Below are 15556 nucleotides of genomic sequence, written 5' to 3'. Positions count from 1 at the left end.
CTTATGCGGAAGACTTCTGTTCCGCCTTGAGTGCTTCCATCAATTTCCTGATCTGCTCGCCGGCGCTCTCGAAATCAAACGACTCGATGGCGTCATGGATCTCATTGCGCAGTTGCGTTTCGCCATTTTCAAGGAGCCAGTTGCTTATCTTGTCGAAGTTGTCTTCATCCAGCTCGCCATGCTGCAGCCGTCCGCTCAGTTTTTCCAGCGACGACACGATATCGGCCGGATCCACCGGGCTGCTTGCGGCCGCCGTCATCTGCGAAGAAGACCACTCCTCTTCTTGCAACATGGTCTTGACCAGGTCCAATTGAATCCTTAACTCTTGCAATTGCCGGAGCCACGCCGACGACGGTGCGGCGGTTCCCTGTTCGAGAATCCCGCTCAGCCTGGCCACGGAGAGCAGCCCCAGGTTGGCCGCGGCGCCACGGATGCCATGCAGACTTTTGGCCGCCAGCGCCCAGTCCACCGACTCCACGGCAGCGCCCGGGGCCGGCAGCGGATGACGCGCCTGCATATCGGCCAGGAAGCGGAAAATGGCCTCGGCCATGCGTTCCCTGGTGCGCCACAGCAGTTCTCCCCGGACCCAATCGATGACCTTGTCCTGGCCATCCTGATGCTCGACCGCGATGTACTCGCCGGGCGCCACTTTCAACACGCGTGCAATTTCAGCCCGGAGCTTGGGGATATCGAAAGGCTTGCTGGCGAAGCCATCCATCCCTGCCGCTTGCGCGGCCTTGCGGTCCGACTCCATCACGCTGGCGGTCAGCGCAATGATCGGGGTCTTGTCGCGCCCCTGCCTGGCTTCTTCCACGCGAATGCGGCGGGTGGCTTCGAGGCCGTCCACATTGGGCATGTGGACATCCATCAGGACCAGATCGTAGCGGTCCGCAAAAAACAGCTCGATCACCTGCGTGCCGTCACTGGCGGCCGTTACCGCATGGCCGGCTTCCTCCAGCAACAGCGTGAGCAGCTCCACGTTCTGCGCAACGTCGTCGGCAATCAGCACCTTCAAGGCCGGCAGCCTGCCGATGCCCAGGGCATTCGCCTGAAACGCCGGCTTGACGCCGGGCTGCAACGGAAGCGCCACCCTGAAGACGCTCCCCGCCCCCAACTGGCTTTCCGCGGAAATTGTCCCGTCCATCAATTCGATCAGCTGGCGTGCGATCGTGGTGCCCAGGCCGGTCCCGCCAAAGCGGCGGCTGATGGAGGCGTCGGCTTGGGCGAAGGGATCGAAAATGCGGTTCAACTGTTCCGGCGTCATCCCGATGCCGGTATCCCACACTTCGATGCCAACCCGGTCGCCGACCTGGGAAATGCACAGGCGCACGCTGCCTTGCTGGGTAAATTTGATGGCGTTGCCGAGCAGGTTGGTCAATACCTGCTGGATGCGCAGCGGGTCTCCCTTGAAATACTCCGGCATCCCGCTGGCGTAATCGAGCACCAGCTCCAGCCTCTTCTTTTCGGCGCTCAGCCGCAGCGAGGTGATGATTTGCTGCGCCACTTCCTGCAGGGAAAAGTCGATGCTCTCCAGCGTCACGTTGCCCTTTTCCAGCTTGGTCGTATCCAGGATATCGTTGAGCAGGCCCAGCAACGAACGCGCCGACTGGTGCACCGTCGTCAAATGGGCGCGTTGCGTGGCGCTCAAATCGCTCTTGAGAAGCAACTCCGAAAAACCGATGACGGCATTCATCGGCGTGCGGATCTCATGGCTCATGTTGGCCAGGAAGGTGGTCTTGGCCGCGGCGGCCTGTTCCGCCTTCTCCGCCACTTCGCGCAAGGACGCCTCCAGCGCCCGGCGTTCGCTGATGTCGGTCACGAAACCGACGAACAGGGGCGCTCCCGGCATGTCGACCTGCCCCACGGCCAGGCGCACCGGAATCAGTTTCCCGCTCTTGTTCAGCGCGATCACCTCGCGCCCCTGGCCGATCACCTTGGCAAACCCGGTGGCCAGGAAATTCTTCAGGTAACCGTCGTGGCGCGACTGGTCCGGCTCCGGCATCAGCATCTTGATGTTCTTGCCCAGCACCTCATCGGCCGACCATCCGAACAAGCGTTCGGCCGAACGGTTCATCGCTTGCACCGTGCCCTTGCTGTCGATAGTGATGATCCCGTCGACCGCCGTCTCGACGATGGCCCGGATGCGCGACTCGCTTTCCTTGACCATCTGGAATGTCTGCTTGTAGCGCATCATCCCGTTGGCCGCCGTCACCAATACCGTCACGGTAATGGTGAACATGGAAAGCGCCAGCGAGGCAAACGTCGTGCTGATGAGGATCCCGCCATGCTGGGTGTCGGGCGAGCCGATGAAACGGGCTGCGCTCATGCCGGTGTAATGCATGCCGCAAATCGCCAGGCCCATGATGCAACCGCTGATGACCAGGCGCGTGATGCGCTGCATCCCGATGCCTTGCAGCTTGAAGCGCACCCCCAAGGAGATCGTCGCCAGGACCACGGCGACCAGGATGGACAGGGCAAAATACAGGGGGTCGTAACGCAACACGGCCGACATCCGCATGGCCGCCATGCCGGTGTAATGCATGGTGCCGATGCCGGCGCCCATCAGCACGCCGCCGGCCAACAGTTGCAACATGGACACATTGTCCCGCGACAACATGCTCAACGCCACCCATGAGGCGGCCAGCGCCGGGATGATCGACAACGCAGTAATCCCCAGGCTGTAATCCACCGACAGGCACAGATCGAATGCCAGCATGCCGATGAAATGCATCGTCCAGATGCCGCCCCCCAATGCGATGGCGCCCGTGGCGATGGCGACGTGCCGGTGCAGCCGCTGGGTGCTATGCCTTGCCACATAGGCGGTTTGCAAGGCCATGGTGGCGGAAAACATGGAAACGAACAATGACAGCAGTACCAAGCCGGAACTGTAAGTGCCTCGCAAAACATCCCCGCCATCCAAGGCACTAATAAAGAAATTTCCCATCCGCCATCTTCCCCGACACATCAAAAGTTCACATATTTTGTGACATTCTATCCATAAATTGCCGACATCTATTGCCCACATCGCGTTTCTGTATCGATATCGCATCGCTTGCGTGCTGGGCCATTTCCTTGCCTTAATGCGCAGCGGCGGCCAGGCGATGTTGGCAATAACATGGCGCCGCTCCGGCCCTGGATTAAAATCCAGGCTGCCTTCGGCCTTGCGCCCCCAAAACAATGAACAAACTCAACGCCGCTCCCGCCTCCCTGCCCCCGCGCGCAAGCGATACGCCGATCCGCCGGCGTTCCCTGCTGGCCGCCTGTGGCGCCCATGCGCTACACGATGGCTTGACCGACGTCATCTATGTCCTGCTGCCGATATGGCAGGCGCAGTTTTCGATCAGCTATGCGTTGGTGGGCCTGTTGCGCGGGTCTTATTCAGGCGTGATGGCCGGGCTCCAGCTGTTGGCCAGCCGCTTCGCAACCCGCTGGGGGCGAAAGCGCGTGCTGATGGCCGGCACCGCATTGGCCGGCATCGCCTACCTGATCGCCGGTCAGGCCGGCGGCGTCGCCATGCTGCTGGTCGCGTTGATGATAGGCGGCCTGGGCGCCAGCACCCAGCATCCGCTGGCCTCGTCCATCGTCACCGATACGCATGAGGCCGGCGGCGGCGTCAAGGAGGCGCTCTCCCAATACAACTTTGCCGGCGATATCGGCAAGACCCTGATCCCCGGCCTCATTGGCTTGCTGCTGGCGGCAGTCCATTGGCAGACCGGCGCCACGCTGCTGGGCCTCATCGGCCTGGGGTTCGCCGGCCTGCTCTGGTGGCTGATTCCGGCCCAGGTCGACCGCCCTCCGGCACAGGCGAAATCCGTCAAGCCGGGCGCCGGGACAGGCTCTGCCGGCGGCATGCGGGCCTTGCTGATGACCGGCGCCATCGACAGCGCCGTCAGGATGGGGTTTCTCACCTTCCTGCCCTTCCTGCTGCAAGGCAAAGGCGCCGGCACCGCCGGCATCGGTATGGCGCTGTCGCTATTGTTTGTCGGCGGCGCATTCGGCAAACTGTTTTGCGGCTATCTTGGCGCCCGCATCGGCATGATGAAAACGGTGTGGATAACCGAATCGGCAACTTCATTGTGCATCCTGCTGGCGGTGTGGCTGCCGCTGTTCGGACTGATGGCGATGATGCCGCTGCTGGGGCTGGCCCTGAACGGCACCTCCTCGGTGCTGTATGGCGCCGTGCCGGACCTGGCCGCGCCGGGCAAGCGCGACCGGGCCTTCGCCTTGTTCTATACCGGCACCATCGGCGGCGGCGCGCTGGCGCCGCTGCTGTTCGGACGGCTCGGCGACCTGGCGGGCGTGTCGGCCGCGGTCATGGCGCTGGCGGCAATTTTGCTGCTCACCCTGCCATTGTCATGGAAGGTTCGGCAAGGCCTCGCCGGCTGATGGGAAGGCCGGAGCGGGCCGGCCCGCTCGTGAACCTGCCGGCATTGGGTTCGTATTTTTCGCCGTGCATCGCCCTGCTCACGGGTTTCAGATCAACACGCCGCGCCGGCATGCGCACGGCATCAGGCAAAGGAAACGCAAGTGCATCTCGTCTGGCTGGAAGACTTCATCGAACTGGCGCGCACGCGCAGCTTTTCGCGCGCGGCGGAGAACCGCTTCGTTACCCATCCTGCCTTCGGGCGCCGCATCAAGGCGCTGGAGCAATGGGTCGGCGCCGAACTGGTCACCCGCACGCAACCGGTGAGCCTGACGCGCGCCGGCAAGCTGTTCCTCGACGCCGCGCACAACTCGGTGGATGTGCTGTATGCCGCCCGCGCGCAATTGCAGGAGTCGCCCGCCGAGAGCGATAACCTGCTGCGCCTGTCCACCGGGCGCACGCTGTCGCAGACCTTCTTCCCCGACTGGTATGAACAAGTGCGCCAGCACTGCGGGGCGTTTCCGGTATCGATCAGCACCGGCGGCGCGCAGGACGTGATCATGAAGCTGGCCGCCGGCGAGACCGACATGCTGCTGATCTATTCCAGCCCGGCCACGCGCATGCTGGTGGACCATCGGCGCTATGAATCGCTGACGCTGGCGCACGAGCTGCTGCTGCCGGTGTCGGCGCCGGACAAGCACGGCAAGCCGCTGTACCGGCTCGACGCCAGGGAAGCCGCCATCCCCTGGCTGGCCTTCTCGCAGACGCTGACGCTGCGCGGCGTGCTGGCCAAACATTTGGCCGAGCTGGAGCACAAGCCGGCGCTGAAGATGGTGTACCAGGCCGATTCGTATGAAGCGATCCAGGAGATGGCCGTGCGCGGCATCGGCCTGGCCTGGCTGCCGCAGCGCCTGGTGCAGCAGGACATCGCCGCCGCACGCCTGCTGGTGGTGGGCGACGCCGCGCTGCGCATACGTTTCGACATCTCGCTGTACCGCGTGCGCGGCAGCGGCAATGAACTGGTCAACACCATCTGGCAATACGCGCGCGCCAGCCACGGCGCCGATTGACCCCGCGCTCCCATGCGCCGGGAGCGCTTGCGATCAGGCACGCAATTGGTGAAGATGCGCCCCAAGTTCGCGCCCGCGTGCCCCGCATTCAACCATCCGCACACGAGGCGCGGCAGAAAGCACAGGCCTGTGCCGAATCGGCACAAATCTTCCCTTGCGCCTGCCTATACTCGCTCGCGAAACAGCTGCGGCCAGCGTGGCTTGACTGCCTGCCGCGCCACCGATTTTCGATTCCGCCACGTTCCCCGCCAACGTGCCTCGCCCTCTTGGAAACAAGCATATGAAGACCCTGGAGCAAGTTCGTGCGGCATTGCCGAACTACCCTGTAGAAGTTGAATTCCCCGACATCGAGCGCTGGCGCATCGGCAATACCGGCGTCGATTTCATCCACACCGTCGACAGCCATGTCGAAGGGCCGCATGTGATGATCCTGGCGCTCATGCACGGCAATGAAGTGGGCGGCGCCATCGCCGTCGATCGCCTGCTCAGGCAAGGTCTGCGCCCGCGCCGCGGGCGCGTCACGCTGGGCTTCGCCAACGTCGCGGCCTACCAGCGCTTCGACCCGCGCAACGCCGACGCCTCACGCTACATCGACGAAGACATGAACCGCGTCTGGAGCGCGGCGCGCCTGGATAGCGACGCGGACTCATCCGAACTGCGCCGCGCGCGCCAGCTGCGGCCCATCATCGACAGCGTCGACTACATGCTGGACCTGCATTCCATGCATGAAGCGGCGCCGCCGCTGATCGTCAGCGGCCCGCTGGACAAGGGCATGGACTTTGCCGCGCAACTGGGCACGCCGCAGCACGTAGTGGTCGACCAAGGCCACCCCAACGGCGTGCGCATGCGCGACTACGCCGGCTTCGGCGATCCGGCCAGCCCCAAGAACGCACTGCTGGTGGAATGCGGCCAGCACTTCTCCGCCGCCAGCGAACGCGTGGCGCAAGACGTGGCGGCGCGCTTCCTGGTGGCCACCGGCGTGGCAGCGCCGGAAGACATGGCGCAACTGCGAATCGACCGGCCCTTGCCGAAGCAGCGCTTCATCGGCGTCACCGAACCGGTGGTGGCGCAAGGGATGGATCTGGAATTTGCGGACGACTACCGCGGCATGGAAGTCATCGCCAAGGCTGGCACGGTAATTGCGAATGAAAACGGACGCGATATCGTCACGCCCTACGACGACTGCACGCTGGTCATGCCGTCATTACGGCATATCGGACCGAACGTCACCGTCATGCGGCTCGGGAAAGAAATCATGCGTTGAAGCAGGCGCAAAGACGCCGCTGCATCCTGCGCGCCGTTCATCATCCGGCCGCAGCGCGGATGGGCCGGACGCATCCGGTCGGCATCCGCAACAATGGACGACGCCGGCAAGCACGCCGACGCCGTGGATACCACATCATTTCAAGGGATAACTATGAAGTTTGCAAAACCGGTACTGGCCGCTTCTTTCGGCCTGCTGTCGATCCTCTCCATCCACGCCCGCGCCGACGCCTTGGCCGACATCCAGAAATCCGGCGTGGTGCGCATCGGCGTGCCGCAGGACTTTGCGCCGTTCGGCTCGGTCAACAGCGAGCTGCAATTGCAGGGCCTGGACATCGACGTCGCCAAGCTGATCGCGCAAAAGATGGGGGTGAAGGTGCAACTGGTGCCGGTGGCCAGCGCCAACCGCATCGCCTACCTGCAAACGCATAAAGCCGACCTGATGATTTCCACCCTGGGCAAGAACGCCGAGCGCGAAAAGGTGATCGACTTCTCGCAAGCCTATGCGCCCTATAACAACAGCGTGTTCGGCGTGGCCGCCATCCAGGTCGCCAACGCCGCCGACCTGGCCGGCAAGACCGTGGGCGTGGCCCGCGGCACCTTCCAGGATATCCAGTTGACCGATAGCGCCCCCAAGAGCACCACCATCAAGCGCTATGAAGACAACAACGCCATGATCTCGGCCTACGTCTCGGGCCAGGTGCAACTGGTGGGCACCGGCGACTTCGTGGCCTATGCGCTGGGCGAGAAGGCGCCGGACAACAAGCCGGTGCTGAAGTACATCATCAACGAGTCGAGCTGCAGCGTCGGCCTGAACAAGGGCGAGCAGGCCCTGCTGGCCAAGGTCAACGAGACCATCACCGCCGCCAAGAAGAGCGGCGAACTCAACGCCATCGTCAAGAAGTGGCTCAACGTGCCGCTGCCGCAAAAGATGGCGACCACGTTCCAGTAATACCGGCGGCTTGCTCGCAGCAACAGGAACGGCGGAACACTCCGCCGTTTTTTTATGCGCCCGGCATGGGCACACAAAAAAGAAACCGCGGTTCTAATACCGTTCAGTTAAGGCTAATTCTGAAGTACTCATCACAGAGCCGTTCGGGCTGAGTAGGCCCGAGAGGGCCGTATCGAAGCCAGCGTGTCAGACCTTACCGATCTCTTGTCTGCCCTTCGATACGCTGCTGCGCAGCTACTCAGGGCGAACGGAGTCTGGACTGCACAAACAAAAATGCCGTTCAGTGCTTAACTGAACGGCATTAGAACCGTAGTTCCCTTTTTCCTCGCCACAAAAAACTGATGCTCAAGTCTGCGTCAACGCTCTCCTGCGCCCTGGCAAAGGCAAGCGTCGCTTCCCGGCCGGCGCATCCATCACGATATCCGAATCCGTTCCCCGATCCTCGGTGGCGAACACGCTCACCAACTGAGTCAAGGTCCCGGCCTGGCTGCGCATCGAAGCGGCCGCGGCGGCCGCCTGCTCCACCAGCGCGGCATTCTGCTGGGTCACATCGTCAAGCTGGGTAATGGCCTCGTTGACCTGCCGGATACCTTCGCTCTGCTCGGCGCTGGCGATGCTGATCTCGTTGACGATCGCGCTGACGTGCCGCACGCTCTCCACCACCCGGCCCATGGTGGCGCCGGCCTGCCCCACCAGCGCGCTGCCGGCATTGACCTTGTCGACAGAATCGTCGATCAGCAACTTGATCTCCTTGGCCGCCGCCGCCGAACGCTGGGCCAGCGAACGCACTTCTGAGGCCACCACCGCGAAGCCGCGCCCCTGCTCGCCGGCGCGCGCCGCTTCCACCGCGGCGTTCAACGCCAGGATATTGGTCTGGAAGGCGATGCCGTCGATCACGCTGATGATGTCGACGATCTTCCTGGACGACTCATTGATCGATCCCATCGTATCCACCACGCGATCCACCACGGCGCCGCCCTCGGTGGCGATGTCCGAGGCCGAGGCCGCCAGGCGGCTGGCTTCATGCGCGTTGTCGTCGTTCTTGCGCACGGTCGAGATAAGTTCCTCCATGGCCGATGCGGTCTCTTCCAGCGCGCCGGCCTGCTGCTCGGTACGCGCCGACAGGTCCTGGTTGCCCTCGGCGATTTCACCCGAGGCGGTGGCGATGGCGTCGGTGCCCTGGCGCACATTGGTGACGATGCTGCGCAGATTGCCGTTCATCTCCTGCAGCGAAGTCAGCAACTGGCCGATTTCATCGCGCGATCCAACCTCGATGCGCGCCGACAGGTCACCGGCCGCCACCCGCTTCGACAAGCCCACGGCCAGCTTCAGCGGACGCACGATGCCGCGCGTGAGCAGCCCGGCGCACAGCACGCCCAGCAGCAGGGCCACGCCTTCCAGCGCCAGCAGCAGGATGCGGCTTTGCCGGGTGACGCTGTCGACATTGGCCGAGGCGACATCGATCTCTTCCTGCTCGGCCTTCTGCAGCTTCTGCATGGCGCCCTGGTACTTGCGCGCCAGCGGCATGAATTCCTGGATCAACACGCGGTTGGCGCCGTCCTGGTCGCCGGTGGATTTCATGTCCATCATGCTCAGGTAGATGCGCTTGTAATCCTTCTGGTAACCCTCGATCTCCTGGTACAGGCTTTTCTCCTGGTCGCTGCCGAGCATCTGGTTCAGTTCTTTCTGCAGGTCGGCGGTTTCCTTGTTGGAGGCCAGTTCCTCGTTGAGGAAATAGTTATTCAATGTCGGGTCGGTGCTGCGCGACATGGCGATGGTGCGCAGGATGGCCGCACGCAGGTTGCCGTACCAGGCCGAGATCAGCCGCTCCTTGCGCACCGATTGGCTGACCATTTCATGGGTGACGTCGGACACCGCCTGCAGCCGCCAGATGCCGATGGCCATCACCAGCACCGACAGCGCCAGCACGATGGAAAAACCGATCGCCAGGCGACTGCCTATTTTCATGTTGCCAAAAAACTTCATCTTGTTTCCCCCTGTTTGTATCGACAACTCAGATGTCGCCGTCTTGCATATTTCTGCAAGAACCATACCCGCTCGCCGCGGGTTGCACCGCGCAACGGCCCTTGCAGCAAGACATGGCACAATGCTTGCAAATAGCTGACAACTTGAACGGGCGTCCCGGCATACATCCGGCGCGCCACCATCTGTACTCCCGTCGCGGCAGTACAGTCGCCTTGCAGCCCGGCATTGGCCGTGCGCGACAATAACAAGCACATAAGGTGATTCCATGGCTCTGGTCAGGATTTCAGGGAGTTCGGGACTCTCATTGGTAGAACAGATCGTCGAGCAGATGAAAAAACTGATCGACAGCGAAGTGGTGCGCCAGGGCAGCCGCGCCACCTCGATTCGCACCTTCGCGCGCGACCACCACATCAGCGCGCATACCGTGGCCGAGGCGTACGAGCGGCTGGTGGCGCAGGGTTATTTCCAGTCGCGCCCGCGCAGCGGCTTCTTCATCTCGCGGCCGCAGCATTTCGGCGCGACGCCGGCCCCGCACGAGGACCAAGGCAGCGAGCCCGACCACCTGTGGCAACTGCGCTCGCACCTCACCACGCCGCAAGACCGGCTATGCGCCAGCAGCGGACGCATGCCGCCCGACTGGATCGACAGCGAACTGATCAGGAGCGGCCTGAAGTCGCTGGCGGCCAGGGCCGACTCGAACCTGAGCCAGTATGGCGAGCCGTATGGCTACAGTCCGCTGCGCGGCCTGCTGCAGGCGCGCCTGCTAGGGCTGGGCATTCATTCGCAAGCCGACCAGATCCTGCTGACCACCGGCGCCTCGCAGGCGGCCGACCTGATCATGCGGCTCTGCCTCAAGCGCGGCGACCGCGTGCTGGTGGACGATCCCGGCTACTTCAACCTGTTCAGCAACCTGCATCAATACGGCATCCGTCCCGTGCCGTTGCCGCGCCTGCCCGACGGCCCCGATCTCAATCACCTGGAGGCGCTGGCACGCGAGCATCGGCCGGTGATGATGTTTACGCAATCGATGCTGCATGCGCCCACCGGCTCCTGCATCGCTCCCGCCAATGCGCACCGCCTGCTCAAGCTGGCCGAGCAATTCGATTTCCGCATCGTCGAGAACGATGTCTACTGCGACATGCTGGGCGTGCAGCTGCCGCGCATCGCCACGCTCGACCAACTGACGCGGGTGCTGTACGTCGGCAGCTTTTCCAAGACGCTGTCCTCGGCCACGCGCGTGGGCTTCGTCGCCGGCGCCGCCGACCTCGTGCGCGAATTGTCCAGCCTGAAGATGGTGGCCAGCATCACCGGCAGCCAGATCGACGAACGCCTGGTCTACCACGCATTGACCGAAGGCCAGTACCGGCGCAGCGTGGAGCGCCTGCGCTACCGCTTGGCCAGCAGCCAGCAACTGGCTTGCGAGATGCTGGAGTCGGAAGGCTACCAGCTGTTCTGCCGGCCGCTGGGCGGCAAGTTCGTGTGGGCGCGCCATCCCGCCATCGCCGATTCGGAAGAAATCTGGTGCCGCGCCGCCGCCGCCGGCATCCTGATCGCACCGGGCAAGGTGTTCCGCAACCATCTCCAGGCCACCCCCTGGTTCCGCCTCAATGTCGCCTATTGCACGGAACCTGCGCTGCTCAATTTCCTGCGTGACCTACGGGCCTGAAGCATGGGCGATTCCCGCTACCGTGGCAAGCGCTTGATGTAATCGGCACCTGCCTGTGCCGAAAACGCAATTCCACGTGCCTCCCCACTTCTATACTCCACAGGCATCGCAGTAAGGCCGACGCGAACACGCCATGCCTGGGAGGCATGGACTCTATGCCAAGAGAGTTATTTTCAAGCATGGCCCGCGCGCCTACACTTACCTCAATTTCAATCGTTGCGCCGCAGCCGCAAAGCTGTGCGGCGGCCATCTTATCTGTGGAGGACGGCGTGCCACCTTCGTCAATGCATCAACATACCCTCGCGCCGCAAGCACGCCTGGTATCGAACCGCATGCGCGCGCCGCTGCGCCTGCGATTCGGTTTTCCGCGCGCGTATCTGGTGAAAATGCTTCAGCGGAAAATCGCCGAGCAGCTCTACATCGGCAGCGAAGCCTGTGCCATCGGCATGCGCGACGAGGATGGGCGCTTCCACTCGCTGGCAGACGGCGATGAACTCGACGGCCCTAACTTCACATTGCGGCTTATCTACGCGATCGGATCGCAACAGGTGTTCGACCATGACATCGATGTCAACATCGGCATCCTGTTGGGTTGCTATGTGCTGACCGTACACGACCAGCGCTTCAGCATCGGTTTCATCCCGACGCTGGATGAAGCGATGCTGACCACCGCGGTGCGCTGGATCATCCGCAATATAGGCAAGGCCGCGCAAGCGCGCTGACCCGCCACGCTTTCCTGGCGACTTTTACAAGTCACCCTCTGTTGCCACGCCTTCGGGCGTGGCTTTTTTCATTGGCACACCCGCGCACGCCCCCGTCCCTTTCCTGCGCCTGCATACGATTTCCGCCGGCGACACCGCCGACGCCAGCGATAAGCTCGGAATGTTTTATAACATTGTTGTTGCAGCACCACTCGCCATAAAAAAACCTCAACACCGGCGCCGCCCGTCAATTCCCGCAGATCCGGTCTGTACGGCCGGGCTCCGGCATCTGTTTGCCGCCATTGCCTCCGCCGCGCCTGCCGCCGCATCTGATCACAAACGAGCCGTCCGCCTCCGGCGCCTGTTTCAAGAGGCTGTATTGGATCCGGATCAATACAGCCACGGCGTATTTCCCGGGATCTGTCTATCGCTGCCGCCGCCGGCCCTGCCTACCATCCATACATCGACAAAGCAGCAGCCGGGAAAGAAAAACGGCCGCCGCCACGAGCCAATTTTTTCACACGTCGTTCAACCAACAGGGGTAACCAATGAAGAAATCAGTACTGGCATTTGCCGCACTCGCCACCATCGCCGGCACCGTATCGGCACAAAGCAGCGTCACCATCTATGGCGTGGTCGACATGGGCCTGAAAGTGGAAAATGCCGGTTCCGGCACCCGTCTCTCGATGGACAGCGGCAACCAGAGCGGCAGCCGCGTCGGCTTCAAGGGTACCGAGGATCTGGGCGGCGGCCTGAAGGCCAACTTCGTGCTGGAGTCCGGCTTCAACGCCGACACCGGCGCCATGGGCGCCACCGGCGTGCTGTTCAACCGCCAGTCGTACGTCAGCCTGTCGGGCGGTTTCGGTGAAGTCAAACTCGGCCGCACCCAGACCATGGTCTACTCCAACGCATCGGTATTCGACCCGTTCGGCGACACGCTGGCCGGCGACTCCGCGCGCATCTTCAACTATGGCGGCAGCCGCACCGACAATACCGTCAACTACAGCTACTCCGCTGCCAACGGCGTGAACGGCCAGGTTGCCTACAGCTTCGGCGAAGTGGCTGGCGACAACAGCGCCAACCGCACCATGGCCGGCGCCATCGGCTACGCTGCCGGCCCGCTGGCAGTGGTGCTGACCCACCAGAACACCAAGAACGCCACCGGCTCCGATGCCGCCAAGACCACACTGCTGGGCGGTAACTACAACTTCGGCCTGCTGCAGCCCTTCATCGCCTACGCGATCAACAAGGGCCTGGGCACACTGGATACGCGCGACGCCCTGATCGGCCTGAACATCAACCTGACGCCCAACGACATCATCATGACTTCGTTGATGCACAAGTACGACAAGTTCGCCGACCACCGCGATGCCACCCAGATCGCGCTGGGCTACACCCACAACCTGTCCAAGCGCACCAACCTGTACACCAGCTGGTCGCGCCTGTCGAACAACTACGCCGTCAACTACAGGGTTGACCGCAACGGCTCCGCCGACAACCTGTTCAACGCCGGCATCCGCCACAAGTTCTGATGTCCCGAGCCGGGGGGGCAACTGCCTCCCCCGGCTTTTGTCTTGAGGGTCCGCAGCGGCGTATTGCGTCGCGGGCTGCAGTGCCGGCAGTGATCAATGCGAATGGGTCCCTGCTGTTCAGTCCGGCGTGCGCCAGCACTGCCGGACTTTTTTGCCGCTTGTGGCCGATTATTGCCGCTTGTGGCCGCTTCCATGAGGTCGCGGCAAATCTCGTCCCACCACCTTTTCCGCATATTAAAAGCCGGAAATAGTCGTTCCCGCGCCCTCCCCACTTCCTGTACTCGCGCCCATTTGGTGCGTCTTGCCCCCAGATCGGTCGCCCGCACCGGGCCAGTATCGCCTTGTCGCCACTGCTGATAACACGCAGGACGCTTGCACTGCTTATACGTTTTTCTTCTTTCAAGCCTCCCTTTTATTCGTTCGCTTTCTTCTCCCGTGGTTTTAGAGTTGCCCCATGAATTGCCGTCTATAACCACCAAATTCCGGGTGCGGCTTTCCCAACGGCTTGCATCCCTATCCCTTGCTTCAGGAGAATTCGCGATGTCATCAAGTTCCCCCCTCAGCGCGGTCCCGGCGCAACTTGCCGCTCCGCTTGAATTGCCGCAGGAACTGGCCGCCATCCGCGACCAGGCGGCCGCCGCCGGCCTGCCTTACGCCGGCGGCGTGACGCCGCAGGCCGCATGGGCGCTGTTCTCGGCCGGCAAGGCATTGCTGGTAGACGTGCGCACCGCCGAGGAACGCAAGTTCGTCGGCCATGTCCCAGGCAGCGCCCATGTCGCCTGGGCCACCGGCACCTCGCTGTCGCGCAATCCCCGTTTCGTGCGCGAACTGGAAAGCAAGATCGGCGGCAAGGATGTGCCTACCCTGCTGCTGTGCCGCAGCGGCAAGCGTTCGACGGCAGCCGCGGAAGCCGCGGCCAAGGCCGGGCTGACCTGTATTTTCAATGTGCTGGAAGGTTTCGAAGGCGAGATCGACCAGCAACTCCAGCGCGGAAAAGCCGACGGCTGGCGCTTTCATGGCCTGCCTTGGGTGCAAGACTAAGGCCGGCGCGCATCCGGCGGCACAACATATCTCACGAGGACCACGTGGCCAATTTCGATATCCACCAGATCGTCCAGTCGCTGCACGAAGCGCGTTTGGACTGGCGTCTCTCGCAACGGCGCAACAACGATGCCAATGGCCGCGAATTCCCCTCGCGCGACGCGCTGGCGACGATCGTCGATAGCCTCAAGGGCGTGTTGTTCCCGATGCGGCTGGGGCCGCCGGACTTGCGGCAGGAAAGCGAGAACTTCCACGTCGCCCACGCGCTCGACGCCGCCCTGCACAGCCTGCTCGAGCAGGCCCGGCTGGAACTGAAGTACAGCGCCAGCCTGCAAGGCAAGGCCGTGCCGGAGCTCGATGCCGACGCCTTGCATGTGACGCGCGCCTTCGGCGCCTCGCTCCCGGATATTCGCAGCCTGCTCGATAGCGATGTGCTGGCCGCCTTCCATGGCGACCCGGCCGCGCGCAGCGTCGACGAAGTGCTGTTGTGCTACCCCGGCACGCTGGCGATGATCCACTACCGGCTGGCGCATCGCCTCTACCAGTTGGGCCTGCCGCTGCTGGCCCGCATCATCTCGGAGCTGGCGCACAGCGCGACCGGCATCGATATCCACCCCGGCGCCCGCATCGGTTCGGGTTTCTTCATCGACCACGGCACCGGCGTGGTGATCGGCGAAACCGCCATCATCGGCAATAACGTGCGCATCTACCAGGCTGTCACGCTGGGCGCCAAGCGCTTTCCCACCGATGCCCAGGGCAAGCTGGAAAAGGGCAATGCGCGCCATCCGGTGGTCGAGGACGATGTCGTCATTTACGCCGGCGCCACCATCCTCGGCCGCATCACCCTGGGGCGCGGCGCGGTGATCGGCGGCAATGTCTGGCTGACCCACGATGTGCCGGCCGGGGCGCATATCTCCCAGGCGGCCTCGCGCGAAGAAGGCGCCGTGCTCACGGCCGCCGCCGCGGCATGACGGAGATCGAC

11 protein-coding genes are annotated in these 15556 nt (G+C 63.2%); 9 read left to right on the top strand and 2 right to left on the bottom strand.

What is annotated here, in order from left to right:
* Position 1 precedes the first annotated feature (1 nt).
* Positions 2-2851, bottom strand: a complete 2850-nt coding sequence (locus AC07N6_RS00795; protein ID WP_494780432.1) for an MHYT domain-containing protein — start codon at positions 2849-2851, stop codon at positions 2-4.
* Positions 2852-3177: 326 nt separating this feature from the next.
* Here AC07N6_RS00795 and AC07N6_RS00790 point away from each other — a divergent pair, with 326 nt between their 5' ends.
* The 4 genes from AC07N6_RS00790 to AC07N6_RS00775 all read left to right on the top strand — a co-directional run bounded on the left by AC07N6_RS00790 (position 3178) and on the right by AC07N6_RS00775 (position 7648).
* Complete coding sequence (locus AC07N6_RS00790; protein ID WP_494780431.1) at positions 3178-4386, top strand: MFS transporter; 1209 nt, start codon at positions 3178-3180, stop codon at positions 4384-4386.
* Between the two features lie 141 nt (positions 4387-4527).
* Positions 4528-5433 carry a LysR family transcriptional regulator gene (locus AC07N6_RS00785; RefSeq protein ID WP_494780430.1) on the top strand — a complete coding sequence of 302 codons (906 nt, stop codon included), beginning with the start codon at positions 4528-4530 and terminating at the stop codon, positions 5431-5433.
* A gap of 280 nt (positions 5434-5713) precedes the next feature.
* A complete protein-coding gene (locus AC07N6_RS00780; protein WP_494780429.1) occupies positions 5714-6697 on the top strand; it encodes a M14 family metallopeptidase in 984 nt (327 codons plus the stop codon).
* 153 nt (positions 6698-6850) lie between these two features.
* Positions 6851-7648, top strand: coding sequence for a transporter substrate-binding domain-containing protein (locus AC07N6_RS00775; RefSeq protein ID WP_494780428.1), 798 nt, complete (start codon positions 6851-6853; stop codon positions 7646-7648).
* 345 nt (positions 7649-7993) lie between these two features.
* On the opposite strand, the gene AC07N6_RS00770 is transcribed toward AC07N6_RS00775, so the two are convergent.
* The gene (locus tag AC07N6_RS00770) at positions 7994-9634 is read right to left on the bottom strand and encodes a methyl-accepting chemotaxis protein (protein WP_494780427.1); all 1641 of its coding nucleotides are present in this window, start codon (positions 9632-9634) and stop codon (positions 7994-7996) included.
* 265 nt (positions 9635-9899) lie between these two features.
* Here AC07N6_RS00770 and AC07N6_RS00765 point away from each other — a divergent pair, with 265 nt between their 5' ends.
* The 5 genes from AC07N6_RS00765 (at position 9900) to epsC (ending at position 15545) form a co-directional block, all read left to right on the top strand.
* A complete protein-coding gene (locus AC07N6_RS00765) occupies positions 9900-11300 on the top strand; it encodes an aminotransferase-like domain-containing protein (protein ID WP_494780426.1) in 1401 nt (466 codons plus the stop codon).
* 155 nt (positions 11301-11455) lie between these two features.
* Entirely contained in the window at positions 11456-12022 is a 567-nt protein-coding gene (locus AC07N6_RS00760; RefSeq protein ID WP_494780425.1) for a hypothetical protein, read from the top strand.
* Positions 12023-12549: 527 nt separating this feature from the next.
* Complete coding sequence (locus AC07N6_RS00755; RefSeq protein ID WP_494780424.1) at positions 12550-13533, top strand: porin; 984 nt, start codon at positions 12550-12552, stop codon at positions 13531-13533.
* A 540-nt stretch (positions 13534-14073) separates the two neighbouring features.
* A complete protein-coding gene (locus tag AC07N6_RS00750) occupies positions 14074-14574 on the top strand; it encodes a rhodanese-like domain-containing protein (RefSeq protein ID WP_494780423.1) in 501 nt (166 codons plus the stop codon).
* Between the two features lie 44 nt (positions 14575-14618).
* Positions 14619-15545, top strand: a complete 927-nt coding sequence (gene epsC / locus AC07N6_RS00745) for a serine O-acetyltransferase EpsC (RefSeq protein ID WP_494780422.1) — start codon at positions 14619-14621, stop codon at positions 15543-15545.
* Positions 15546-15556 lie beyond the last annotated feature (11 nt).

Source organism: Herbaspirillum sp. GW821-FHT09A12, assembly GCF_059418325.1.
This window is presented reverse-complemented; position numbering and strand designations above follow the sequence as displayed.

Excerpts from the sequence above, each read along its gene's own strand:
- AC07N6_RS00795 (WP_494780432.1), bottom strand. The coding sequence starts at position 2,851 with ATGTTTTCCGCCACCATGGCCTTGCAAACCGCCTATGTGGCAAGGCAT.
- AC07N6_RS00790 (WP_494780431.1), top strand. The coding sequence starts at position 3,178 with ATGAACAAACTCAACGCCGCTCCCGCCTCCCTGCCCCCGCGCGCAAGC.
- AC07N6_RS00780 (WP_494780429.1), top strand. The coding sequence starts at position 5,714 with ATGAAGACCCTGGAGCAAGTTCGTGCGGCATTGCCGAACTACCCTGTA.
- AC07N6_RS00775 (WP_494780428.1), top strand. The coding sequence starts at position 6,851 with ATGAAGTTTGCAAAACCGGTACTGGCCGCTTCTTTCGGCCTGCTGTCG.
- AC07N6_RS00770 (WP_494780427.1), bottom strand. The coding sequence starts at position 9,634 with ATGAAGTTTTTTGGCAACATGAAAATAGGCAGTCGCCTGGCGATCGGT.
- AC07N6_RS00765 (WP_494780426.1), top strand. The coding sequence starts at position 9,900 with ATGGCTCTGGTCAGGATTTCAGGGAGTTCGGGACTCTCATTGGTAGAA.
- AC07N6_RS00760 (WP_494780425.1), top strand. The coding sequence starts at position 11,456 with ATGCCAAGAGAGTTATTTTCAAGCATGGCCCGCGCGCCTACACTTACC.
- AC07N6_RS00755 (WP_494780424.1), top strand. The coding sequence starts at position 12,550 with ATGAAGAAATCAGTACTGGCATTTGCCGCACTCGCCACCATCGCCGGC.
- AC07N6_RS00750 (WP_494780423.1), top strand. The coding sequence starts at position 14,074 with ATGTCATCAAGTTCCCCCCTCAGCGCGGTCCCGGCGCAACTTGCCGCT.